The organism is Shinella sp. OV683 (assembly GCF_057787725.1).
This window is the reverse complement of sequence record NZ_CM173543.1, coordinates 5105576-5127463: the sequence shown is the minus strand read 5'-3', so window position 1 is coordinate 5127463 and position 21888 is coordinate 5105576. Positions and strand designations below refer to the sequence as shown.

Genomic DNA, 21888 nt, shown 5'->3' with positions numbered 1-21888 from the left:
GACTATGGCTGCAAAACTGATACTCGCCTCAAAAAGTGCGTCGCGCCGATCATTGATGAGCGGTGCTGGGCTCGTGTTCGAGGCGCAATCCGCCGAGATTGATGAGCGAGCAATCGAAGCCCAGCTGTCAACTCGATACGCCAAGCCCGCCGAAGTTGCTGTCGAGCTGGCGAAAGCCAAGGCGCAATGGGTCTCGGAGCGCAACCCAGACGCCTATGTCATCGGTTCCGACCAGGTCCTGTCGCTGGATGATCGGGTGTTTCACAAGCCGCTGTCGATGGGCGAGGCGGGCAATCATATCCGCGCCATGGCGGGGAAGATGCACCGGCTGAATTGCGGCGTGGCTGTTGCTTTCCGGGGCGCGGTCGTCTGGTCCGATATTTCAATTGCGGAAATGACCATGCGCAGCATTTCGCCCTCCTTCCTTCAGACTTATCTGGATATGGCTGGCCCCGATATCCTGCAGAGTGTTGGCGCCTATCAGTTTGAGGGGCCGGGAATTCAACTTTTCGAAAAGATCGACGGCGACTATTTCACCATTCTGGGCCTGCCGATGCTGACGCTGCTGTCAGGCCTGCGCGCGCTTGGAGTGATCGATGCGTGATTCACGTGAAACATCGTTAATGAAAGCTTTCGTCACCGGTCACCCGATTAAGCATTCACGCTCACCGAAGATCCATGGCTATTGGCTCAAGCAGTTCGGCATTGATGGCAGCTATGAGGCCATCGACATCGCGCCGGAAAGCTTCGCCGGCTTTATAAGTGCCCTCAAAAGCGGCGAATCCGGCTACAGAGGTGGTAATGTCACAATCCCACACAAGGAACGGGCGTTTCAATCGGCTGAGAAACCCGACGAACTCGCGCGTGAATTGGGCGCCGCCAATACGCTCTACATGCTGGACGGCGCGCTCTGCGCCACCAACACCGACGGCTACGGTTTCCTTGCCAATCTAGATGATCGCGCCCCGAGCTGGGATGCCAGTAAGGATGTCGCCGTCATCCTTGGCGCAGGGGGAGCCAGCCGCGCCATCATCCAGTCAGTTCGAAATCGTGGTTTCAGGGAAATCCACGTGCTGAATCGCACGGTCGAGCGCGCCCGCGAACTCGCCGATCTCTTCGGCCCTAAGGTGCACGCGGCACCGATGGATGCACTTGGTGAGCGGCTTAAGAGTGCCAACCTCTTCGTCAACACAACGTCGCTTGGCATGGATGACGGTGACGCCATCGAAATCGATTTCTCGCCAATGAGTCCGGACGGCCTGGTGACCGACATTGTCTATGTGCCGCTGATGACGCCGTTTCTCAAACAGGCGCAGGCGCAGGGCAGGAGGATCGCCGACGGCCTGGGCATGCTGCTGCACCAAGCGGTGCCGGGTTTTGAAAAGTGGTTTGGCCCGCGCCCGAACGTGACCGCGGAATTGCGCGAGTTGATCGTGGCCGATCTGGAGCAGCTCTGATGATTCGGCTCGGGCTGACCGGATCGATCGGCATGGGCAAATCGACGACGTCGAAGATGTTTGCAGCCCAGGGTATTCCGGTCGTCGATGCCGATGCTATCGTCCATGAACTTTATACGGGCGAGGCTGTCCCTGCGATCGAACAGGCGTTCCCCGGGACGACTGGGGAAGGCGGCGTCGACCGCGCAAAACTATCCACGGCCCTCGCCGAAGATCCGGCAGGCTTCAAGACCCTCGAAGCCATCGTCCATCCACTGGTATGGCAGAAGGAACGAGAGGCGCTCGAACAAGCCCGGCAATCCGGCGCCGATATCGTTCTGCTGGATATTCCGTTGTTGTTCGAGAACCATGCAGAATCGCGCGTGGACAAGGTTGTGGTTGTCACTTGCGACCCGGCTTTGCAGCGTCAGCGTGTTCTGGATCGTCCGGGAATGACCGACGAGAAGTTTCAGATGATCCTCGCCCGCCAGATGCCGGATGCCGAGAAGCGGAAAAGAGCGGATTTCATCATCGATACCGGACTTGGTCTTGACCATGCGGCACGACGCGTGGAAGAGATTCTCGCTGAATTGCGATCCGGGCGGTAGGCTAGACATATGCGCGAAATCATTTTCGATACGGAAACGACGGGCCTCGATTCCCGCGAGGACCGCATCATCGAAATTGGCGGTATCGAGCTCAAGGATCATTTCCCGACTGGCCGCACCATCCACCTCTTCGTCAATCCGGCGGGCCGCAAGGTCCATCCTGACGCGCTGGCCATCCATGGCATTACAGATGCATTTCTGGCGGACAAGCCGGTTTTCTCAGGTGTGGTCGATCAGATCAATGAGTTCTTCGATGGGGCAACGTGGATTGCCCACAACGCCAACTTCGACATGGGCTTCATCAATGCGGAATTTGCGCGGCTTGGCCTGCCGCCTGTCGAAGGCAATCGCGTTGTCGATACGCTGCAGCTTGCCCGCCGCAAGCATCCGATGGGCCCGAATTCACTCGACGCGCTCTGCCGTCGCTACGGCATCGATAATTCCCATCGTTTGAAGCATGGCGCGCTGCTCGACTCCGAATTGCTGGCCGAGGTCTATATCGAGCTGATCGGCGGCCGGCAGACTGCGCTTGGTTTTGGCGGCGCTGAAGCACGGCGTTCTCAGGTCCAACAAAGCCAGCAACCGGCGATCGCTTTGCGGCCGCGGCCCATGCCCCTCGGCTCGCGGCTGCGAGTGGAGGAAGTTGAGGCGCATATGGCACTTGTTGCCAAAATGGGCGACAAGGCGGTCTGGCTGAAATACGGCCTCGAGGTCACCAAGTCAGCAAAATAAAACGCCCGGCGGACGGATCCACCGGGCGCTCGTTCAAAGCAAAGTCAATTTATCAGTTGTTGGCAGCCACTTTGGCCTTGGCCTGTTCTTCGGCCATGCGCTGCTGGAACATCTGCGCGAAATCGATCGGATCGATCATCAGCGGCGGGAAGCCACCGTTGCGCGTTGCGTCGGCAACGATCTGGCGTGCGAACGGGAAGAGCAGGCGCGGGCACTCGATGAACAGGACCGGCAGCATATGTTCCTGGGCAAAGCCCTGGATACGGAAGAGTCCGCCATAGGACAATTCGGCGTGGAAGACGACCTTGTCGCCGTCCTTGGCCGATGCGTCCAGCGTCAGCACGACGTCGAAATCGGTTTCCGACATCGGGTTGGCATTGACGTTGACCGAGATGTTGATCGACGGAGCCTTTTCGCGGGCCTGCAGCGAGCGCGGTGCACCGGGATTCTCGAAGGAGAAATCCTTGGTGTACTGGGCGAGAATGTTGATTGCCGGTGCTGCGCCTTCTGCTGCAGCTTCAGCGCCATTACCGTTTTCGTTAGACATGGGTAAGTCCTCATTACCTCTGGCGGGTCACCTTGCTGGCTTCTCCGCATCGAATTTTCTTTGCCAGGGTTTTCCGTTCGGGCGGCTTGGCGATGCCAAGGCCAGAAAAAGAACAATGCGGAAGCTTCTGCACCGGACCCTAAGGGTTCAGGCATCTAGCACTTCGGCCATGTGCTTACAACCCTGCCCGACACCAGGGTTGACATGGCTAATCCGGGCGGTGGAGCCTTGGATTGTCGTTGGGCTGATCATCTGTCCCGTCATCGTCGCGACGATAGTCGTCGGGCGAAAGGTCGACAAAATCTTCCCGGCGCTTGCCACGGCGGAAGCCACCAGCATAGTTATAGGATACGACCATATTGCGGCTGACGAAACCCCAGACCAGATGACGCACCGGCGGCAGCAACAGAGCCAGGCCGATGACGTCGGTGATGAAGCCCGGCACGATCAGCAGGAAGCCGGCGACGGCAACCAGAAAGCCATTGGCGATGCCGGCTTCCGGCGCCTGGCCGGTCTGGATATCGCGATTGATCTTGCGCAAGGCGCTCAGCCCCTGATAGCGAAGCACGGCGACACCCAGGACTGCGGCGGCTATGACCAGCAGAACGGTCTTCAACACGCCGATTGCGCTGCCGACATAGATGAAGGTAACGATCTCGAGAATCGGCAGTGCCAGGAATATCAGCACTGGAATGATGGGGCGCATGTCGATTCCCTCTTTTACGCTATTTGAATGATTGTCATTTCGCGACTATATGGGAAGCGAAGCATAAAAGTTAAGGCCATAGGCCAAGGCAGGGAAATGGGAACCGACAATATTATTACCTTGTTCTTCCTCATCGTGGCAGCGTTGATCTTTCTCAACCTGCGCAGCGTGCTGGGAAAGCGTACCGGTAACGAAAAACAGTCCAACGATTCTTACACCCCACGCGATACAGAGCGAGTGACCCCGATCACCGAAGACGGCAAGGTCATCACCCTGCCGCGGCGTGGCGCGGTCGAACCCGAAAACCGCTACGAGGAAATCGATACCTTCGCCGCCCCGGGCACCGAGCTAAATACCTCTTTGCGCAAGGTTTTCGATGCTGACCCAACATTCAGCGCCAAGCAATTCGTCGACGGTGCGCGTGCGGCCTACGAGATGATCCTGATGGCGTTTGCCGATGGTGATCGCAAGACACTGAAGAACCTACTCTCCAACGAAGTCTACGAGGGCTTCAATGCCGCGCTCGATGAGCGTGACAAGGCAGGCGAGAAGGTCAAATCGACTTTCGTGGGTGTCGAGAAATCTGAAATGACCGATGCGACGGTCGACGGCAGCGAAACGTCGATCACCATGAAGCTAGCCGCCCAGCTGATCACCGCGACTTACAACAGCGCCGGCGAAATCGTTGACGGCAATGCCGAGACTGTAGCTGAGGTCAAGGATCGCTGGACCTTTGCCCGCGACATCCGGTCGCGTGACCCGAACTGGAAGCTCGTCTCCACCCAATCCGAGGGCTGATGCCCGATGGACCACGTGCTGAGGCCGGTCTCTTTCGATGCACTTCTAGGCTGGACGGAGGATGATCCGTCCGGCCTTTTTGCTTCGATGGCGCGCTGTCTGGGACATATCGAGGGCGTGAAGCCCTATAAGACGGGCACACTGGGCTTGCCTGCGCAAGCGCTTGCCCAGGTGTTTCGACTTTCCCTGGATGAGAAGCCAGACACGGCAGCCGACGCACGTGCTTTCATTGAACGCAACTTCCAGCCTTTCCGAATCGATCGCACAGATGGCAAGCCGGGGTTCGTTACTGCATTCTACGAGCCTGAGGTGGATGTCTCCGATACACCGGACGGCATCTGGCGCTATCCGTTCTATCGCAGGCCGGACGATCTGGTCGATCTCGACGATCGCAACAGACCATCCGAACTCGACGCCTCCTATGCCTTCGGCCAGCGCGATGGCGCCGACATTTCCGCGTACCCAGATCGGCAGGCGATCGACCGGGGCTATCTTGATGGGCGGAGATTGGAAATCGCCTGGGCACGTTCGCGCGTCGATGTGTTCTTCGCCCATGTCCAGGGTGCGGCTCGGCTGAGGTTCCGCGATGGCTCCCTGCGGCGCATCACCTATGCCGCCAAGGCCGGCCATCCCTTTACGGGAATCGGCCGACATCTCGCCGATATCGGCGAGATTCCGCTGGCAGAAGTCTCGATGGGGTCAATCCGCAAATGGCTGGCCGATCACCCGGAGCGCCAGGATGAGATTCTCTGGCAGAACCGATCCTATATTTTCTTTCGCGAAGCGCCGGTGGAAGGTCTCGATCTTGGCCCGGTCGCGGCCGCCAAGGTGCCGTTGGAAGCGATGCGCTCGATCGCAGTCGATCGGCAGATCCATACATTCTCTTCGCTATTCTACATCCATAGCCGCAGCCTGACGCATCTGACCGGTGGGCGTCCATTCCAGCGACTGATGATGGCGCTCGATACCGGCACGGCAATCGTTGGTCCGGCGCGTGCCGACATCTTCACCGGCTCGGGCAAGGAAGCGGGCGATCTTGCCGGCAATGTCCGCAATGACGCCGATTTCTATATCCTGATCCCCAATGCGGCTGCCGCGGAGTATCTCTGATGGCGGGCAAGAAGTTATCGGATGATGATCGCATCCTCTGGGGCAAGGTGGCGCGCACCACACGGGCTCTGCCGGGACGCATGGACGAGATCGATGCATTTGAGGCAGATTTCCAGGCGGCCGCCAAGCAGGATCTCGAAGCTGTCCCGAAGGTCAAATTGCAGGCGCCCGCTGGCGAAGAGACTGCGAAGCCGCCCAAGAAGCCCTCCGGCCAGCACCAGCCGCTCGAGCGGCCGGTGAAGCGAAAGCTCGCCAAGGGGCGACTGCAATTGGAGGCGCGTATCGACCTGCACGGGCTCTTCCAGAACGAGGCGCATGCGCTGCTGCACAGCTTCATCCTTCGTGCCCATGAGCGCGGCCTGCGCCACGTGCTTGTCATCACAGGCAAGGGCTCGTCGATGGGCAGCGAAGGTGCGCTGAAGCGGGTTGTGCCGATGTGGTTTTCCAAGCCGGAGTTCCGTCACCTGATTTCGTCCTATGAGACATCGGCGCAGACCCATGGCGGCGACGGCGCGCTTTATGTGCGGCTGTCGAAAGCCGGTGGAGATCGCACATGACCCCGTTCGGCGCAGCGGTACGCAAGATCAGGAAGGAGCGGGGCCTGACGCAGAAAGCCATGGCCAAGGCGCTGGGTGTTTCGCCCGCCTATCTCTCGGCACTCGAAAACGGCAAGAAAGGCAGGCCAGGCTTCGATTTCCTGCAGCGGGTTGCGGGTTACCTGAACATCATCTGGGATGAAGCCGACGATCTTTTCCGTGTCGCAGCCCTTTCGCACCCGCGTGTCGTCGTCGATACTTCAGGCCTCCCAGCCGATTACACCGCGCTCGCCAATCGTCTCGCGGCGGATATTCGTCATCTCCGTCCGGAAACGGTACGCGAAATCTTGCAAATGTTGTCATCAGCCGCGAATTCGCGGGAAAAAGCCCATTAGACCCGGTTTTCCGCCGCAATTCTGGGGCCTATGCTTTGGGATTGCAGGCAAAAACCCTATAGTCGAACCACTTTGCACCAAGTGATTCGCGCGCGCCGCGCGTGCGCGCGAACACTCACTGAAAAGAGAAAGTTTCCATGACCGGATCCCCCGAAGAAGAAGTCCCGGCGGCAGCAGAATATGGCGCCGACAGCATCAAGGTCCTCAAGGGCCTCGACGCCGTGCGCAAGCGCCCCGGCATGTATATCGGCGATACGGATGATGGTTCCGGCCTGCACCACATGGTCTATGAAGTCGTCGACAACGCCATCGATGAAGCGCTAGGCGGTCACGCGGACCTGGTGACCGTGACGTTGAACGCCGACAGTTCGGTAACGGTCACCGACAACGGCCGCGGCATCCCGACCGGCATGCACGAAGAAGGCGTTTCAGCGGCGGAAGTCATCATGACCCAGCTGCATGCCGGCGGCAAGTTCGACCAGAATTCCTACAAGGTTTCCGGCGGCCTGCATGGCGTTGGCGTCTCCGTGGTCAATGCGCTGTCCGTCAAGCTCAAGCTCAAGATCCGCCAGAAGGGCAACATCTATGAAATGAGCTTCACCCATGGCGTTGCCGATGGCCCGCTGGTCATTACCGGCGATGCCGGCGACGAGACCGGTACGGAAGTGACCTTTACCGCGAGCTCCGACACCTTCACAAAGACCGAGTATGACTACTCGACGCTGGAACATCGCCTGCGCGAACTTGCCTTCCTGAATTCCGGTGTTCGCATCGTCCTGACGGACAAGCGTCACTCGGATATCCGCCAGGACGAGTTGCGCTATGACGGTGGCTTGGAAGCGTTCGTCGTCTATCTCGACCGCGCCAAGAAGCCGCTGGTCGACAAGCCGATTTCCATCCGCAGCGAAAAGGACGGTATCACCGTCGAAGTGGCGATGTGGTGGAACGACAGCTACCACGAAAACATGCTCTGCTTCACCAACAACATTCCGCAGCGCGATGGTGGCACGCATCTCGCCGGCTTCCGCGCAGCCTTGACCCGTCAGGTTACGAGCTATGCCGAGTCCTCCGGGATTCTGAAGCGGGAAAAAGTCAGCCTGCAGGGCGATGATTGCCGCGAAGGCCTGACGGCGGTGCTGTCGGTCAAGGTGCCGGACCCTAAATTCTCTTCGCAGACCAAGGACAAGCTGGTCTCATCGGAAGTCCGACCAGTGGTGGAAAACCTCGTCAACGAGGCGCTCAACCAGTGGCTCGAAGAACATCCCAGCGATTCCAAGATCCTGGTCGGCAAGGTCGTTGAAGCCGCAGCCGCCCGCGAAGCGGCCCGCAAGGCCCGCGAGCTGACCCGCCGCAAGGGCGCCCTCGATATCGCATCGCTGCCGGGCAAGCTCGCCGACTGCTCGGAACGCGATCCTGCCAAATCCGAAGTCTTCCTCGTCGAAGGTGACTCGGCGGGTGGCTCCGCCAAGCAGGGCCGCTCGCGCGAGACCCAGGCAATCCTGCCACTGCGTGGTAAGATCCTCAATGTCGAGCGCGCGCGCTTCGACAAGATGCTGTCGAGCCAGGAAATTGGCACGCTGATTACCGCACTGGGTGCCGGCATCGGCAAGGACGAGTTCAACGCCGACAAGCTGCGCTACCACAAGATCATCATCATGACGGACGCTGACGTCGACGGCGCCCATATCAGAACGTTGCTGCTGACGTTCTTTTTCCGGCAGATGCCGGAGCTGATCGAGCGTGGCCACATCTACATCGCCCAGCCGCCGCTCTATAAGGTCAGCCGCGGCAAGTCCTCGACCTATCTCAAGGACGAAAAGGCTTTCGAGGAATACCTGATCGACACCGGTCTTGAGGATGTCACGCTGACGCTCGGTTCGGGTGAAATGCGTGCCGGCCAGGACCTGCGCGAGATCGTCGGCGATGCCATCAGGCTCCGCAGCCTGCTGGAAGGGCTTCACTCCCGCTACAGCCGTTCGCTGATCGAGCAGGCGGCCATTGCCCGCGGGCTGAATGCCGAGCTGATGAGCGATCGGGGGCAGGCAGACGAAGTCATAACCGAAGTGTCGCGTCGGCTCGACATCATTTCGGAAGAAACCGAGCGTGGTTGGACCGGGCGGATCAGCGATACAGGTGACCTGCGTTTTGAACGCATGGTCCGCGGTGTCAAGGAATCGCTGCTGATCGACATGGCCCTGATTGGCTCGCAGGATGCGCGTCATATCGACCAGATGGCCGAGCGTCTGCACGACATCTATTCGGTGCCGCCGACGCTCAACCGAAAGGATGGCAATATCGAGATTTCCGGTCCGAAGGCACTTCTCGACGCGATCTTTGCGATCGGACGCAAGGGCCTGTCGATGCAGCGCTACAAGGGTCTCGGCGAGATGAATGCCGACCAGCTCTGGGAAACCACGCTGGACCCGAATGTCCGCTCGCTGTTGCAGGTCCGAGTCAATGATGCAACCGATGCCGACGGCCTGTTCTCGCGCCTGATGGGTGATGAGGTCGAGCCACGCCGCGAGTTCATCCAGGACAATGCGCTGAGCGTCGCCAACCTCGATATCTGAGATATCTCAGCAGATTATAAAAAAAGCGTCGGAGCAATCCGGCGCCTTTTTGGATTCACGTGAAACACTTTGTTAAGACCTGGGTTAAGATCAGGCCTTGAAGCCGTCCTTGAAGACGATGTCGGCAAGTGGCTTGCGCTGGCTCTGGATTTCGCGGGCCTGGTATTTCTCCGGCAGATTTTCCCTTGGAGCGAGCTTGCCAACCGAAATCACGCATTCGATCGTGTAGCCTTCGTCAGGCAGGCCCAGGCCTTCCTTGATCGCGTCGACAAGAATGCCGGCCATCGGATGGGCGATGTAGCCGAGCTTGGCCGCCTGGAGAGTGAAGGCCTGGGTTGCCGCGCCGGCGTCGAAATCATGGGTGCGGTTGAATTTTGGTTCCGAGCCATCGGTCGGAGAGGTGTGCGTCTTGGACATGACGACGACGATTGCCGATGCATTCTGCGACCAGGCGCGATTACTGTCGATCAGAAAGCCGAGATACTTGTCCCAGGACGCGCTTCCACGCAGTGAATAGCTGAACCGCCACGGTTGGTGGTTGCTTGCCGATTGCGCCCAACGGGCCGCCTCGAACATGGAGAGCAAATCCGCCTCTGGCATAGGCTCGGGTTTGAACGAGCGGGCGGACCAGCGTTCCAGGAAAACCGGCGCGATCTCATGGTCGGCCCTGCGATTATTCGTCTCAATCATGTCTTGTCCCTTATTCACGTCTTCACGCTTGCCTGTTCCAGGCAAATTGCAGCTCCTCGCGGAATGCGAAGCGCTTGATATGATCTTCGACGACAGCTTCCAGCCGAGGTAATCCTTCATCGTCGGGAGTTTCGATCCGGACGGTAAGCTCTTCGACCGCGGCGTTCATGAACACCTGCGCGCCCGAGGCGAAGTCGATACGGCCTTGCTGCGCGTCGAATTCCGTCACCATCTTGTGGGACCAGTGCTTGCAAAGCTGCTGCAAATAGCGGCTGGCATGTTCGGTTTTCACGATTGCAGTCGATTGGGTCAAGGCCGTTGTCCTGTGTCGATGTTGTCGAACACTTATTTGGACAGCGCCTCGGTTTTCGCAAGGGATATTAAGGAGACAAATCGTTCACATCTCGCATAGCCGAGACAAATTCACGTTGCTGAAGCAAGCAGTGCCTCAAGACGCGCAGAATGAATCGCTGACCATTCGAGAAAACCGCCGGCGCGGCGGCGGATCTTTTCCGCATGATTCTGGGCGATATCCGAAAGCCGATGGTTCAGGAACGGATTTTCGAACCGCTCCAGTGTCTCCTGGACATAGGCTTCCGCCTGCACGCCGAGACCCTTACTGGCAAACCCGGGCAGGATGTCTTCATGATACACTTCGCTAAGTCGCCCGCGATGAGTAGGGTCAGCGAGGATCTGGCGCACGGTCATATCGCGCGGCAGCGAGGATTTCAGCCAGCCATCGGTCAGCACCGTGTGGCCGAGATTGAGAATGAAGAGCTTCAGGTTCTCATAAGGCGAGATGTCGTCGGCAACGACAATAGCCGGATGGGTGCAGGGCAGGACCTGCCCATCGCGCCGTTCGATCGCCCACAGCGCATAGGGTTCTGCAATTGCTCCTGCCGGGTCCAGCGGTTCTGAAACGATCCTGTCCACCAGCGTGTTGGAAAAGATCACCTTGGCATCCAGCCAGTCGCGAAATGTGGTGGGGACGGACCAGCGTTGGGCAAGCAGTTCCACCAGACCCTTGAGGATATCGCCATTCCGGGGAATCAGTTCTGCCGGCAGGATCGTCAGGCTTTCACCCGATGTCTCAAACCTCTGCTTCAACAGCTTGGTGAGTTTGCCGGGAAACGAGGCGGGTACCTGCGTGGGAAACATCTCGCTCTCGGCCGATATATCGTAACCCTTGTCGGCGGTGTTGCAGAGAACGATCTTGGCTTCATCGGCAAAAATCCGGGCCGTTTCATCCCACGCATCGTTGGCCGAAAGCGCCCGCTTGACCGAGGTCACGGTCGTCACGGCATCGATGACGGCGCCATCCTTCTTGCCTCTCACATGAACGGGAAAACCGCCGGGCGCCGCGAGCGCCGCAAGCCGATGGCTCCGTTCGGCGGAAGATGTCGTCTGCACGATGGTGATGCCGCCGATGGCTTCGCCGCGCGCCAAAGCCTCGGAAACGAAGAGATCGGCATGTGCCTGGAGAAACCGGCTCGTGCCGAATTGCAGTATGGGGGTTTGCATCAGTTCATTCTCGTAGGGCTCAGTTGGGTACCGATTCCATCAGCGTTTGGCGCGCCGATCGGAGGTGAAGTTTGCAAGCGTCCTCGATCTGTTTGGGGTCACGGGATCGCAATGCGTTGATATAATTGAGGTGTTCTCGTATCGCCCGCTCGTTGCGGGCGCGTGCGAACGTCTTGTTCCACTGGAAATGATAGTGGAAGATGAAGGCGATCACATCGTAGAAATCGATGACGAAGCGGTTGCCGGATGCCTTGTGCACCAGCAGATGGAATTTTTCGTCAAGCGCCGAGAAGTCCTTGTAGCGCTGATCGATATCGGCGAGCAGGGCGTGATGCTCCTGCTCGATTTCATCAAGATCGGCCCAGGCGCGGTGATCGTCTGCCAGCGTCACAAAAGCGGACGCCGAGCGCAGTTCGAACATTTCCCGCACTTCAGTCAGCTCGAGAGCAAAATCGATCGTGAAGCCCTTGAGAATCCAATGGCTGTTCGGCCGCTTTTCGATCAGCCCGAAACGTGAGAAGCGGATCAGAAATTCCCTCACGCTGGTGGTGCCGGCACCAATTTCGCGGGCAAGTTCCGTCTCGTTGATCTGCATGCCAGGCTCGGCGTCGCCGGTCAGGATGCGTTTCATGAAGCTCTTTTCGATGATGTCATTCACCGAACTGGTTTCTTCGTCGGGAAAATAATCCTGCTCTTGCGGCCGGCGAAGGATGACCTTCTGGCGCTTGTCCCAGGTGATCAGGCCGCAATCGCGCATCCGCGACAGGATCGCCCGCACGGTCGTGCGGCTGATGCCGTATTTCTCGCCGAGCTCCGGTTCCGAAGGCAGATTGTCCCTGCCGCCGAGATCGCCGAGACAGCGATTATACGCTTCCTTGAAGACGGTATTCTGCCGCGCCATTCTCCACCCCTCCGCACATCCCCCGTGCCGTACACACTGGCTCTTGTTCCTCTATCTTATAAAAAACAGATCAGATTTCCAGTGCGCGACATATTCAATGGCTGTGCGGACACCATTGACGCAAAACTGTATATTGTAGATAAAAGACAAAATCAACGCGGTTGCCGGAGACAGGCAACGGCGAGCAGGTGAGGAGAGACGAAATGAGAGCGGTTATCTGTGCCGAACCCGGCAAGCTGGAACTGATCGAGAAGGTGGCTCCGGGCGCGATAGCCGAAGGCGAGGTCAGACTGGCGATCAGCCATGTCGGCATTTGCGGCACCGACTACCATATCTTCGAAGGCAAGCACCCATTTCTTGAGTACCCTCGCGTCATGGGGCATGAGATCTCCGCGCGGGTCAGTGAAGCATCCGCCGAATCCGGCTATCAAACTGGAGATCTCGTCATTGTAAACCCTTATATCTCCTGTGGAAAATGCATCGCCTGCCGTCGTGGAAAGCCGAACTGCTGCATGGCGATCAAAGTGCTGGGCGTCCACGCCGACGGCGCCTTCTGCGACGAGATCGTCGTCCCGGATGCCAATGTTTACCCGGCAAACGGACTGCGCCCGGAACAGGCAGCAACCGTTGAATTCCTCGCGATTGGCGCGCATGCCGTGCGCCGCGCTGGACCGGGCAACGGCGCAAAGGCTTTGGTGATCGGCGCAGGCCCGATCGGACTCGGCACGGCGCTGTTTGCACGAATTGCCGGCTACGACGTCACGTTGATGGATTTCAGCCAGGAGCGGCTGGATGCTGCAAGGCAGCGATTCGGCTTTTCGAACGGAATAGTCCCGGGTGCCAATACGCAAGCTGCTGTGATGGCTGTCACAAACAACGAAGGCTTCGAGGCCGTGTTCGATGCCACCGGCAATGCGCAATCGATGAACGCGGCGCTGCCCTTCGTCTCGCATGGCGGCGTTCTGGTCTTCGTCAGCGTCGTCAAGGACGACATTACCTTTGCCGACCCCGAGTTCCATAAGCGGGAAATGACCATCATCGGCAGCCGCAATGCACTGAAGGCCGATTTTGAGCATGTCGTCGCCTGCATCGCCTCGGGCGAGATCGATACCGACCAACTCATTACCCACCGCACCTCGCTTGAGCAGGTCAGCACGGACCTGCCGCGCTGGGCGCATGAGAAGACAGGCCTGATCAAGGCAGTCGTGGCAGTGTCAGGCAGTTGAAATCGTCCCCTTCGTTCACGATTTTTACTATTGAGCGCACGTTATTCACACGAATTGATGGATTCACGTGAAACGGATGCAGGCATTTCTTGTCCGTTAAGCGGGAACTGATAGGATTGTTCTGCATTGAACAAAACACGAGATCGCCGGCCAACGGTGATCCACGACAGGAATGATCGGAATACTGGATGTTTTATCAGTTCTTTGAAATGGGTCACGCTGCCATGGCTCCCTGGCGCGCGACAGCAGAATCGATGCGCGTCGCCTATGCAAATCCCCTCAATCCATTTTCCTACACAACGCTCGGCCGATCGATGGCCGCCGGCCTCGAAGTCTTCGAGCGTATGACCCGGCGCTACGACAAGCCCGCCTTCGGCCTCAACCATACGCTGGTTGCCGGCGAGCCGATCGATGTCACTGAGAAGGTTGTCTGGTCGAAGCCGTTCGGCAGTCTCCTGCATTTCGAGCGCAATTTACCCAATGCACATTTGACCGATCCGAAGATCCTGGTCGTGGCCCCAATGTCCGGCCACTACGCCACGTTGCTGCGCGGCACGGTCGAGACGCTGCTGCCCAGCGCCGATATTTACATCACTGATTGGAAAGATGCGCGCGAAGTTCCGCTTTCGGATGGCACCTTCGATCTCGACGACTACATCGACTACCTCATCGAGATGGTTCATTTCCTCGGACCGGACACGCATATCATCGCCGTCTGCCAGCCCTCGGTGCCGGTTCTGGCCGCTGTCGCCCTGATGGAAGAGCAGAATGACCCGCTGTCACCGGCCTCGATGACGCTGATGGGCGGCCCGATCGACACCCGCATCAACCCGACCGCCGTCAACAAGCTGGCAATGGAAAAGCCGCTGAAGTGGTTTGAGGAAAATGTCATCATGCAGGTGCCATGGCCGCAGCCCGGCGTCATGCGCAATGTCTATCCCGGCTTCCTGCAGCTTTCCGGATTCATGTCGATGAATCTCGACCGGCACGTCGTCGCCCACAAGGAGTTCTTCATGCATCTCGTGAAGAACAATGGCGACTCCGCCGACAAGCACCGCGAATTCTATGACGAATATCTCGCCGTCATGGATCTCACCGCCGAATTCTATCTGCAGACGGTGGATACCGTGTTCATCAAGCGCGCCCTGCCGAAGGGCGAGATGATGCATCGCGACCGCCTCGTCGACCCCTCGAAGATCACCAGGACGGCACTGTTGACCGTGGAAGGCGAGAACGACGATATTTCCGGCGTCGGCCAGACTAAGGCCGCCCAGACGCTGTGCAGCAATCTCCCCGACAGCAAACGCATGCACTACATGCAGCCGGATGTCGGCCACTACGGCGTGTTCAATGGATCGCGCTTCCGGCGGGAAATCGCGCCGCGTATTCTCGCCTTCATGGCAGCCAATCGCCAGCCTGTCGCGGACTACAGCATCGTAGTGCCCTTCAAAAAGGCCCCGGCGAAGCCCGCTAAGCGGATTGCATCCTGACAGGATTAGACTTGGTCGGGCCTCGGTCCGTCCATTCATCTTCCGAAATATAACAGCTATTTCACTACCTTGTCCGATTCCGGCAAGCAAATGTCTTGAAGGCGTTCAAATCTTTCCCACCTTGAATATACCGGTTCGCAATGGGCGGCCGGGCTACCGCGAGGTTTAGGAAAGATGTATCGCACTGCTTACTTACGGCCCGACTGGACGCCGGCCACCATCGCCTTGATGGTGCTGGGTTTCTTCGTCTTCTGGCCGCTTGGACTGGCAATGCTTGCTTATATTCTCTTCGGCGAGCGTCTGCAGGCGTTCAAGCGTGACGCGAATGAAAAGATCGATGGATTCACCAAGTCGTGCCACGGCGGTCGCTGGCGGAACAACGGCTTTGGCCATCGCCACCACCACTTCTCCACCGGCAACATGGCCTTCGACGACTGGCGCAAGGCTGAAATGGATCGGATCGAGGAAGAGCGCCGCAAGCTCGATGAGATGCGCGCCGAGTTCGATGACTACATGCGCGAGCTGCGTCGTGCCAAGGATCAGGAAGAGTTCGATCGCTTCATGCGGGAACGCAACACCCGCAAGACCGATCTCGATCCCCAGAATGGCCATTCGGGCTGATCTTGGAATACCTCTGCCCCTCGGCCTTGACCCGAGGGGAGGATATTTGATTTGCCGCCGGCGTCTTCAAGCGCCGGCTTTTGTTTTTCACCACGAATCTGCTAGCTGATAGATCATGCTCTCTCGTTTGACATTCCTGCAGAAGCCGCAGCGGCCCAGCGACCCGACGACGCGGACGATCGATGTCGCCGGTCGCCAGATTCCGTTGACGATCAAGCCGGACAGCCGTGCGCGGCGGGTGACTTTGCGCATTGAGCCAGGCGGTCAGGCGCTGAAGCTGACGGTGCCGCACGGATTGAAGCAGCGTGACATCGACGATTTCCTAGCGCGGCATGAAGGTTGGTTGATGACCAAGCTCGCGCGCTTTCCGCGCCAGCCCGGTCTCGCCGAGGGCAAGTATGTCACCCTGCGTGGCGTTGCGCACCGGATCGAACGGACCGGCAAGGCGAGGGGCCTGACCGAAGCCATCATAGTGGATGGCGAGGCGGTGCTGATGGTTGGCGGTGCGGAGGAGCATCTCGGCCGGCGATTGCGCGATTTCCTTAAGGCCGAAGCACGCAAGGATCTTGAGCAAGGCGCCAGGCGCCACGCTGCCACGATCGGCCGCAAGCTCAATGCTGTTACACTCAAGGACACCAAGAGCCGCTGGGGGTCTTGTTCGCATGACGGCAATCTCAGCTTTTCGTGGCGGATCATCATGGCGCCGCCCTATGTCATCGATTATCTCGCCGCCCACGAAGTCTCCCATCTCGCCGAGATGAACCACTCGTCGGCCTTCTGGGAGCTTTGCGAACGGCTTTGCCCACAAACGCTGGAGGCCAAGCATTGGCTGAAACGCAACGGTGCCATGCTGCACGTCCACAATTTCGGTTAAGCAACGACGTGGAATTGGCGCATTCTTGACGCAAAACGGCTCGACTCCTGATGCTTTTCATGCGACGTGGGCCTGATGAAACTCGACATCAAAATTTGCGGGTTGAAAACCGAGGAAGCCGTCGATCGCGCCGTTGCGCTCGGCGCGACCCACATTGGCTTTATCTTCTTTGCCAAGAGCCCGCGTCATATCGAGCCGGCCGATGCCGGAAGGCTTGCCGACCGGGTTCGCGGCAGGGTCAAGATCGTTTCGGTTTCTGTTGATGCCGACAATGACGATCTCGATGAGATCATCGATCTCATCCGTCCCGATATCCTGCAGCTGCACGGCCACGAAACACCCGAGCGCGTGCTGAGCATCAAAGCTGTGAGCGGCCTACCGGTCTGGAAGGTGTTTTCGATCCGCGAGGCGGACGATCTCAGGAAGATCGCAGCCTATGACGGTGTTGCCGATCGCTATCTCTTCGATGCCAAGGCGCCCAAGAATTCCGAGTTGCCGGGTGGCAATGGCGTCAGTTTCGACTGGCGGCTGCTGGCCTCGCTTGACCAGGGGGTCGATTACATGCTTTCCGGAGGTCTCAACAAGGACAATATCGGTGAGGCACTTGCCATTGCGAGGCCGACCGGCATTGACGCGTCCTCCGGCGTCGAATCGAGCCCTGGCGTCAAGGACTTGAAAATGATGGAAGAATTTTTCGATGCCGTGCGCCGCGCGATGCAGGCGGCCTAAGGGAGACATGCAGTGAACGAAGCCGCAAAACCCAATTCCTTCCGTTCGGGACCGGATGAAGACGGCCGGTTCGGCATCTTCGGGGGCCGGTTTGTTGCCGAAACCCTGATGCCGCTGATCCTTGAACTGCAGGACGAATGGGACAAGGCCAAGAACGACCCGGCATTCCAGGCCGAAATGAAAAGCCTCGGCGCCCATTATATCGGCCGCCCGAGCCCGCTTTATTATGCGGAGCGACTGACCCAGCATCTCGGCGGCGCCAAGATCTATTTCAAGCGCGAAGAGCTCAACCACACAGGCTCGCACAAGATCAACAATTGCATCGGCCAGATCCTGCTTGCCAAGCGCATGGGCAAGACCCGGATCATCGCCGAAACAGGCGCCGGCCAGCACGGCGTGGCCTCCGCCACCGTTGCGGCTCGCTTCGGCTTTCCTTGCGTCGTCTATATGGGCGCCACCGACGTCGAGCGCCAGTCGCCGAATGTCTTCCGCATGCGCCTGCTCGGCGCCGAGGTTAAGCCGGTCACGGCCGGCAATGGCACGCTCAAGGACGCAATGAATGAGGCTTTGCGCGACTGGGTCACCAATGTCGACGATACCTACTATCTGATTGGTACCGCCGCCGGCCCGCATCCCTATCCGGAAATGGTCCGTGATTTCCAGTCGGTGATAGGGACGGAAGCCAAGCAGCAGATGATGGAAGCCGAAGGCCGCCTGCCTGATATGGTGATCGCGGCAGTCGGCGGCGGCTCCAACGCCATCGGCATTTTCCATCCGTTCCTTGATGACAGCTCGGTCAAGATCGTCGGCGTCGAAGCCGGTGGCCGTGGCCTGCAAGGTGTCGAGCATTGCGCTTCGATCACGGCTGGTTCGCCCGGCGTTTTGCATGGCAACCGCACCTATCTCCTGCAGGACGGTGACGGACAGATCCTCGAGGGCCACTCGGTCTCCGCTGGTTTGGATTATCCCGGCATTGGCCCGGAACACGCCTGGCTCAACGATATCGGCCGTGCCGAATATGTGCCGATCATGGACACTGAAGCGCTCGAAGCCTTCCAGTTGCTGACCCGTCTCGAAGGCATCATTCCGGCGCTCGAACCGAGCCACGCAATTGCCGAAGTGATCAAGCGCGCGCCGAAAATGGGCAAGGACGAGATCATCCTGATGAACCTCTCCGGCCGCGGCGACAAGGACATCTTCACGGTTGGCAAGCTGCTCGGAATGGAAGGGCTCTGAAATGACTGCTCGCATGGACAAGAAGTTCGCCGATCTGAAGGCAGAAGGCCGCCCCGCGCTGGTCACCTATTTCATGGCTGGCGATCCCGACTATAACACCGCACTCGACATCATGAAGTCGCTGCCGGCCGCCGGCGCTGACGTCATTGAGCTGGGTGCGCCGTTTTCGGATCCCATGGCAGACGGCCCGGCGATCCAGATGGCTGGACAGCGCGCGCTGAAGGCCGGCCAGACACTCGGTAAGACCCTGCAGATGGCCCGTGATTTCCGCAAGGCGGACAAGACGACGCCGATCGTGCTGATGGGCTACTACAACCCGATCTATGTCTATGGCGTCGACAGGTTCCTCGACGAGGCGGTCGAAGCAGGCCTCGATGGCCTGATCATCGTCGATCTCCCGGCTGAAATGGATGACGAGCTTTGCATCCCGGCGCTCGCCAAGGGCATCAACTTCATTCGCCTCGCCACGCCGACCACAGATGATCGTCGCCTGCCCAAGGTGCTGACCAACACATCCGGCTTCGTCTATTATGTCTCGATGACCGGCATCACCGGCTCGGCATTGCCCGATCCCTCCAAGATCGGCGCTGCCGTCAAGCGCATCAAGGCGCATACCGATCTGCCGGTTTGCGTCGGCTTCGGCGTCAAGACGGCCGAGCATGCCCGCCTGATCGGCGCCTCTGCGGATGGCGTTGTCGTCGGTACCGCAATCGTCAACCAGGTCGCCACTTCGCTGGACAAGGATGGCCACGCCACGCCCGATACCGTGCAGTCGGTGGTCACTTTCGTCCGTGGCCTTTCCTCTGGCGTTCACGCTGCCCGCCTTGCGGCTGCTGAATAGCGTCACCATATCACCGGTAACAAGGAGTTCCGTATGAACTGGATTACCAACTTCGTTCGCCCGAAGATCAATTCGATGCTTGGCCGCCAGGTCGTCGATACGCCTGAGAATCTCTGGATCAAGTGCCCGGAAACCGGCGAGATGGTGTTCCATAAGGAGCTTGAGGCCAACAAATGGGTCATTCCCGGCTCCGGCTATCACATGAAGATGCCGGCCAGGGAGCGCTTGCTCGACCTGTTCGACAACGGCCAGTATGAGGCTTTCATACAGCCGAAAGTCGCGCAGGATCCTTTGAAATTCCGCGATTCCAAGAAGTACACCGATCGCCTGCGCGATGGCCGTGCTAAGACCGGCCTCGAAGACACGATCCAGGCCGGCATCGGCCAGGTGCGTGGCGTCAAGATGGTCGGCGTCGTCCACGAATTTGCCTTCATGGGCGGTTCGCTCGGCCTGGCCGCCGGCGAAGCGATCATCAAGGCATTCGAGCGCGCCATTGCCGAGCGCTGCCCGCTGGTGATTTTCCCGGCTTCAGGCGGCGCCCGCATGCAGGAAGGCATCCTGTCGCTGATGCAGCTGCCGCGCACCACCGTTGCGGTTGAGATGCTCAAAGAAGCCGGCCTGCCCTATTTCGTCGTGCTGACCAACCCAACGACGGGCGGCGTCACGGCGTCCTATGCGATGCTGGGCGACGTGCATATGGCTGAGCCGGGTGCGGAAATCTGCTTTGCCGGCAAGCGTGTCATCGAACAGACCATCCGCGAAAAGCTGCCGGATGGCTTCCAGACCTCGGAATATCTGCTTGAGCACGGCATGGTCGACATGGTCATCAACCGTCACGACATTCCCGATACGCTGGCGCGCCTGACCCGCATGATGCTGGCTCTCCCCGAAGCGCTACCGGTCGCTGCCTGATCCCAAAGAGGGTTTTGATGAACGCCCATCCCGAAAGCCGCGCCGAACGCGAGATCGATCGGCTTCTCGGCCTCTACCCGCGCGGCTTCGATCTGTCGCTCGACCGCATCGCGCGGTTGCTGGACGATCTGGGCCGGCCGCAGGACAAGCTGCCACCGATCATCCATATCGCCGGCACCAACGGCAAGGGTTCTGCCACCGCCTTTTCGCGAGCACTGTTGGAAGCGGCCGGCCTCGCGGTTCATGTCCACACATCGCCGCATCTGGTGCGCTGGCATGAGCGCTACCGCATTGGCGTCAAGGGCGGTCCGGGCCAGTTGGTCAGCGACGATGCCTTGCTCGATGCTGTGCTGCGGGTCGAAAAGGCCAATGCGGGCCAGAGCATCACCGTCTTCGAACTGCTGACCGCCGTCATTTTCCTGCTGTTTTCAGAGAACCCGGCCGATGCCGTGGTGATCGAAGTCGGCCTGGGCGGCATGTATGACGCCACCAATGTCATTGCCAATCCGGCGGCCTCGCTGATCATGCCCGTGGCGCTCGACCATCAGTCGTGGCTGGGCAATACCCTCGCCGAGATCGCCACCGCCAAGGCTGGTATCATCAAGCCGGGCCGGCCCGTCGTCATCGGGCGTCAGGAGGAGCAGGAAGCGCTCGACGTGCTGGTCAGCACATCAGAAAAGCTGCGCGCACCGCACATCCTCTACGGACAGGATTATTTCGCATTCGAGGAAAACGGCCGGCTGGTTTACCAGGACGAGGACGGCCTGATGGATCTGCCGCTGCCGGCTCTGCCCGGCCGGCATCAATTTGCCAACGCCGCCGCCGCAATCCGCGCGGTCAAGGCGGCTGGGTTCCGCCTGACCGAGGAAATGGTAGCGAAGGCCATGAAGTCGGTCTCCTGGCCCGCGCGCCTGCAGCGTCTGAGATCCGGCAACCTCGTTGATATAGCGCCCGAAGGCGCCGAAATCTGGCTCGATGGAGGACACAATCCGCACGGCGGCCGTGCGGTCGCCGAAGCGATGGTGACCTTCGAGGAGCGCGATCCGCGTCCGCTCTATCTGGTCACCGGCATGATCAACACCAAGGACCCCAAGGGCTATTTCGATGCGTTCCAGGGTCTGGCGCGCGAAGTGTTCACGGTCGGCATCCGCAATTCCGATGCCGGGCTTGATCCGGTGGCGCTGGCCTCCGACGCAGCCGAGGCCGGCCTTGTCGCCGAGCCGGTCGATTCCACCGAAGCTGCATTGAAGAAAATTGCTGCTCTGAGCCGACGCAGCGGCACGTCACCGCGCATCCTCATCGGCGGTTCGCTCTATTTCGCTGGCACAGTGCTTGAGGACAACGGCACGCTGCCGGAATAAGCAAATGCGGCGCAATAAAAAGCCCGGCATTTCGCCGGGCTTTTTCGT

At 59.3% G+C, this 21888-nt stretch carries 24 protein-coding genes; 18 read left to right on the top strand and 6 right to left on the bottom strand.

Annotated features, from left to right (window positions below):
- The first annotated feature begins 4 nt into the window (after window positions 1-4).
- From ACXHRN_RS24790 to dnaQ, 4 genes are read left to right on the top strand one after another with little or no spacing between them, the layout of a single operon-like run.
- Entirely contained in the window at window positions 5-604 is a 600-nt protein-coding gene (locus ACXHRN_RS24790; protein WP_488638928.1) for a Maf-like protein, read from the top strand.
- Window positions 597-1457, top strand: a complete 861-nt coding sequence (locus ACXHRN_RS24785; protein WP_488638927.1) for a shikimate dehydrogenase — start codon at window positions 597-599, stop codon at window positions 1455-1457. Before ACXHRN_RS24790 ends, ACXHRN_RS24785 begins: the two co-directional genes overlap by 8 nt.
- Window positions 1457-2044: a dephospho-CoA kinase gene (gene coaE, locus ACXHRN_RS24780; RefSeq protein ID WP_488638926.1), complete on the top strand. Its 588-nt coding sequence runs from the start codon at window positions 1457-1459 to the stop codon at window positions 2042-2044. The genes ACXHRN_RS24785 and coaE overlap by 1 nt, the downstream gene beginning before the upstream one ends.
- Before the next feature lie 9 nt (window positions 2045-2053).
- Window positions 2054-2776 (top strand): DNA polymerase III subunit epsilon, encoded by a 723-nt coding sequence (gene dnaQ / locus ACXHRN_RS24775; protein ID WP_488638925.1) that lies wholly within the window; start codon window positions 2054-2056, stop codon window positions 2774-2776.
- A 52-nt stretch (window positions 2777-2828) separates the two neighbouring features.
- On the opposite strand, the gene secB is transcribed toward dnaQ, so the two are convergent.
- A complete protein-coding gene (gene secB / locus ACXHRN_RS24770) occupies window positions 2829-3323 on the bottom strand; it encodes a protein-export chaperone SecB (protein ID WP_488638924.1) in 495 nt (164 codons plus the stop codon).
- A gap of 208 nt (window positions 3324-3531) precedes the next feature.
- On the bottom strand, window positions 3532-4029 hold the full coding sequence (locus tag ACXHRN_RS24765; RefSeq protein ID WP_488638923.1) for an FxsA family protein: 498 nt from the start codon (window positions 4027-4029) through the stop codon (window positions 3532-3534).
- A gap of 96 nt (window positions 4030-4125) precedes the next feature.
- Between ACXHRN_RS24765 and ACXHRN_RS24760 the strand changes: the two genes are divergently transcribed.
- From ACXHRN_RS24760 to gyrB, 5 genes are all read left to right on the top strand, one after another.
- The gene (locus ACXHRN_RS24760) at window positions 4126-4827 is read left to right on the top strand and encodes a Tim44/TimA family putative adaptor protein (protein ID WP_488638922.1); all 702 of its coding nucleotides are present in this window, start codon (window positions 4126-4128) and stop codon (window positions 4825-4827) included.
- A gap of 6 nt (window positions 4828-4833) precedes the next feature.
- On the top strand, window positions 4834-5937 hold the full coding sequence (gene mltA / locus ACXHRN_RS24755) for a murein transglycosylase A (protein WP_488638921.1): 1104 nt from the start codon (window positions 4834-4836) through the stop codon (window positions 5935-5937).
- On the top strand, window positions 5934-6494 hold the full coding sequence (locus tag ACXHRN_RS24750; RefSeq protein WP_488642016.1) for a Smr/MutS family protein: 561 nt from the start codon (window positions 5934-5936) through the stop codon (window positions 6492-6494). Before mltA ends, ACXHRN_RS24750 begins: the two co-directional genes overlap by 4 nt.
- The gene (locus ACXHRN_RS24745; RefSeq protein WP_488638920.1) at window positions 6491-6868 is read left to right on the top strand and encodes a helix-turn-helix domain-containing protein; all 378 of its coding nucleotides are present in this window, start codon (window positions 6491-6493) and stop codon (window positions 6866-6868) included. The genes ACXHRN_RS24750 and ACXHRN_RS24745 overlap by 4 nt, the downstream gene beginning before the upstream one ends.
- 137 nt (window positions 6869-7005) lie before the next feature.
- Window positions 7006-9438: a DNA topoisomerase (ATP-hydrolyzing) subunit B gene (gyrB, locus tag ACXHRN_RS24740; RefSeq protein ID WP_488638919.1), complete on the top strand. Its 2433-nt coding sequence runs from the start codon at window positions 7006-7008 to the stop codon at window positions 9436-9438.
- Window positions 9439-9528: 90 nt separating this feature from the next.
- On the opposite strand, the gene ACXHRN_RS24735 is transcribed toward gyrB, so the two are convergent.
- The 4 genes from ACXHRN_RS24735 to ACXHRN_RS24720 all read right to left on the bottom strand — a co-directional run bounded on the left by ACXHRN_RS24735 (window position 9529) and on the right by ACXHRN_RS24720 (window position 12550).
- Window positions 9529-10128 (bottom strand): nitroreductase family protein, encoded by a 600-nt coding sequence (locus ACXHRN_RS24735; protein WP_488638918.1) that lies wholly within the window; start codon window positions 10126-10128, stop codon window positions 9529-9531.
- Window positions 10129-10150: 22 nt separating this feature from the next.
- Window positions 10151-10441 carry a DUF2218 domain-containing protein gene (locus ACXHRN_RS24730; protein WP_488638917.1) on the bottom strand — a complete coding sequence of 97 codons (291 nt, stop codon included), beginning with the start codon at window positions 10439-10441 and terminating at the stop codon, window positions 10151-10153.
- Window positions 10442-10551: 110 nt separating this feature from the next.
- A complete protein-coding gene (locus ACXHRN_RS24725; RefSeq protein WP_488638916.1) occupies window positions 10552-11649 on the bottom strand; it encodes a mannitol dehydrogenase family protein in 1098 nt (365 codons plus the stop codon).
- A gap of 19 nt (window positions 11650-11668) precedes the next feature.
- Window positions 11669-12550, bottom strand: coding sequence for a GntR family transcriptional regulator (locus ACXHRN_RS24720; protein ID WP_488638915.1), 882 nt, complete (start codon window positions 12548-12550; stop codon window positions 11669-11671).
- A gap of 203 nt (window positions 12551-12753) precedes the next feature.
- Here ACXHRN_RS24720 and ACXHRN_RS24715 point away from each other — a divergent pair, with 203 nt between their 5' ends.
- The 9 genes from ACXHRN_RS24715 to ACXHRN_RS24675 all read left to right on the top strand — a co-directional run bounded on the left by ACXHRN_RS24715 (window position 12754) and on the right by ACXHRN_RS24675 (window position 21840).
- A complete protein-coding gene (locus ACXHRN_RS24715) occupies window positions 12754-13776 on the top strand; it encodes a zinc-binding alcohol dehydrogenase family protein (protein ID WP_488638914.1) in 1023 nt (340 codons plus the stop codon).
- Between the two features lie 188 nt (window positions 13777-13964).
- Complete coding sequence (locus tag ACXHRN_RS24710) at window positions 13965-15266, top strand: polyhydroxyalkanoate depolymerase (RefSeq protein ID WP_488638913.1); 1302 nt, start codon at window positions 13965-13967, stop codon at window positions 15264-15266.
- Between the two features lie 174 nt (window positions 15267-15440).
- The gene (locus tag ACXHRN_RS24705) at window positions 15441-15887 is read left to right on the top strand and encodes a DUF2852 domain-containing protein (RefSeq protein ID WP_488638912.1); all 447 of its coding nucleotides are present in this window, start codon (window positions 15441-15443) and stop codon (window positions 15885-15887) included.
- A gap of 115 nt (window positions 15888-16002) precedes the next feature.
- A complete protein-coding gene (locus ACXHRN_RS24700) occupies window positions 16003-16761 on the top strand; it encodes a M48 family metallopeptidase (RefSeq protein WP_488638911.1) in 759 nt (252 codons plus the stop codon).
- 75 nt (window positions 16762-16836) lie between these two features.
- Window positions 16837-17490 (top strand): phosphoribosylanthranilate isomerase, encoded by a 654-nt coding sequence (locus ACXHRN_RS24695; RefSeq protein ID WP_488638910.1) that lies wholly within the window; start codon window positions 16837-16839, stop codon window positions 17488-17490.
- 12 nt (window positions 17491-17502) lie between these two features.
- Window positions 17503-18726, top strand: a complete 1224-nt coding sequence (gene trpB, locus ACXHRN_RS24690) for a tryptophan synthase subunit beta (RefSeq protein ID WP_488638909.1) — start codon at window positions 17503-17505, stop codon at window positions 18724-18726.
- A 1-nt stretch (window position 18727) separates the two neighbouring features.
- The gene (gene trpA, locus ACXHRN_RS24685; protein WP_488638908.1) at window positions 18728-19567 is read left to right on the top strand and encodes a tryptophan synthase subunit alpha; all 840 of its coding nucleotides are present in this window, start codon (window positions 18728-18730) and stop codon (window positions 19565-19567) included.
- Window positions 19568-19600: 33 nt separating this feature from the next.
- Window positions 19601-20479 carry an acetyl-CoA carboxylase, carboxyltransferase subunit beta gene (accD, locus tag ACXHRN_RS24680; protein WP_488638907.1) on the top strand — a complete coding sequence of 293 codons (879 nt, stop codon included), beginning with the start codon at window positions 19601-19603 and terminating at the stop codon, window positions 20477-20479.
- 17 nt (window positions 20480-20496) lie between these two features.
- Window positions 20497-21840 (top strand): bifunctional folylpolyglutamate synthase/dihydrofolate synthase, encoded by a 1344-nt coding sequence (locus ACXHRN_RS24675; RefSeq protein WP_488638906.1) that lies wholly within the window; start codon window positions 20497-20499, stop codon window positions 21838-21840.
- Window positions 21841-21888: the final 48 nt, after the last annotated feature.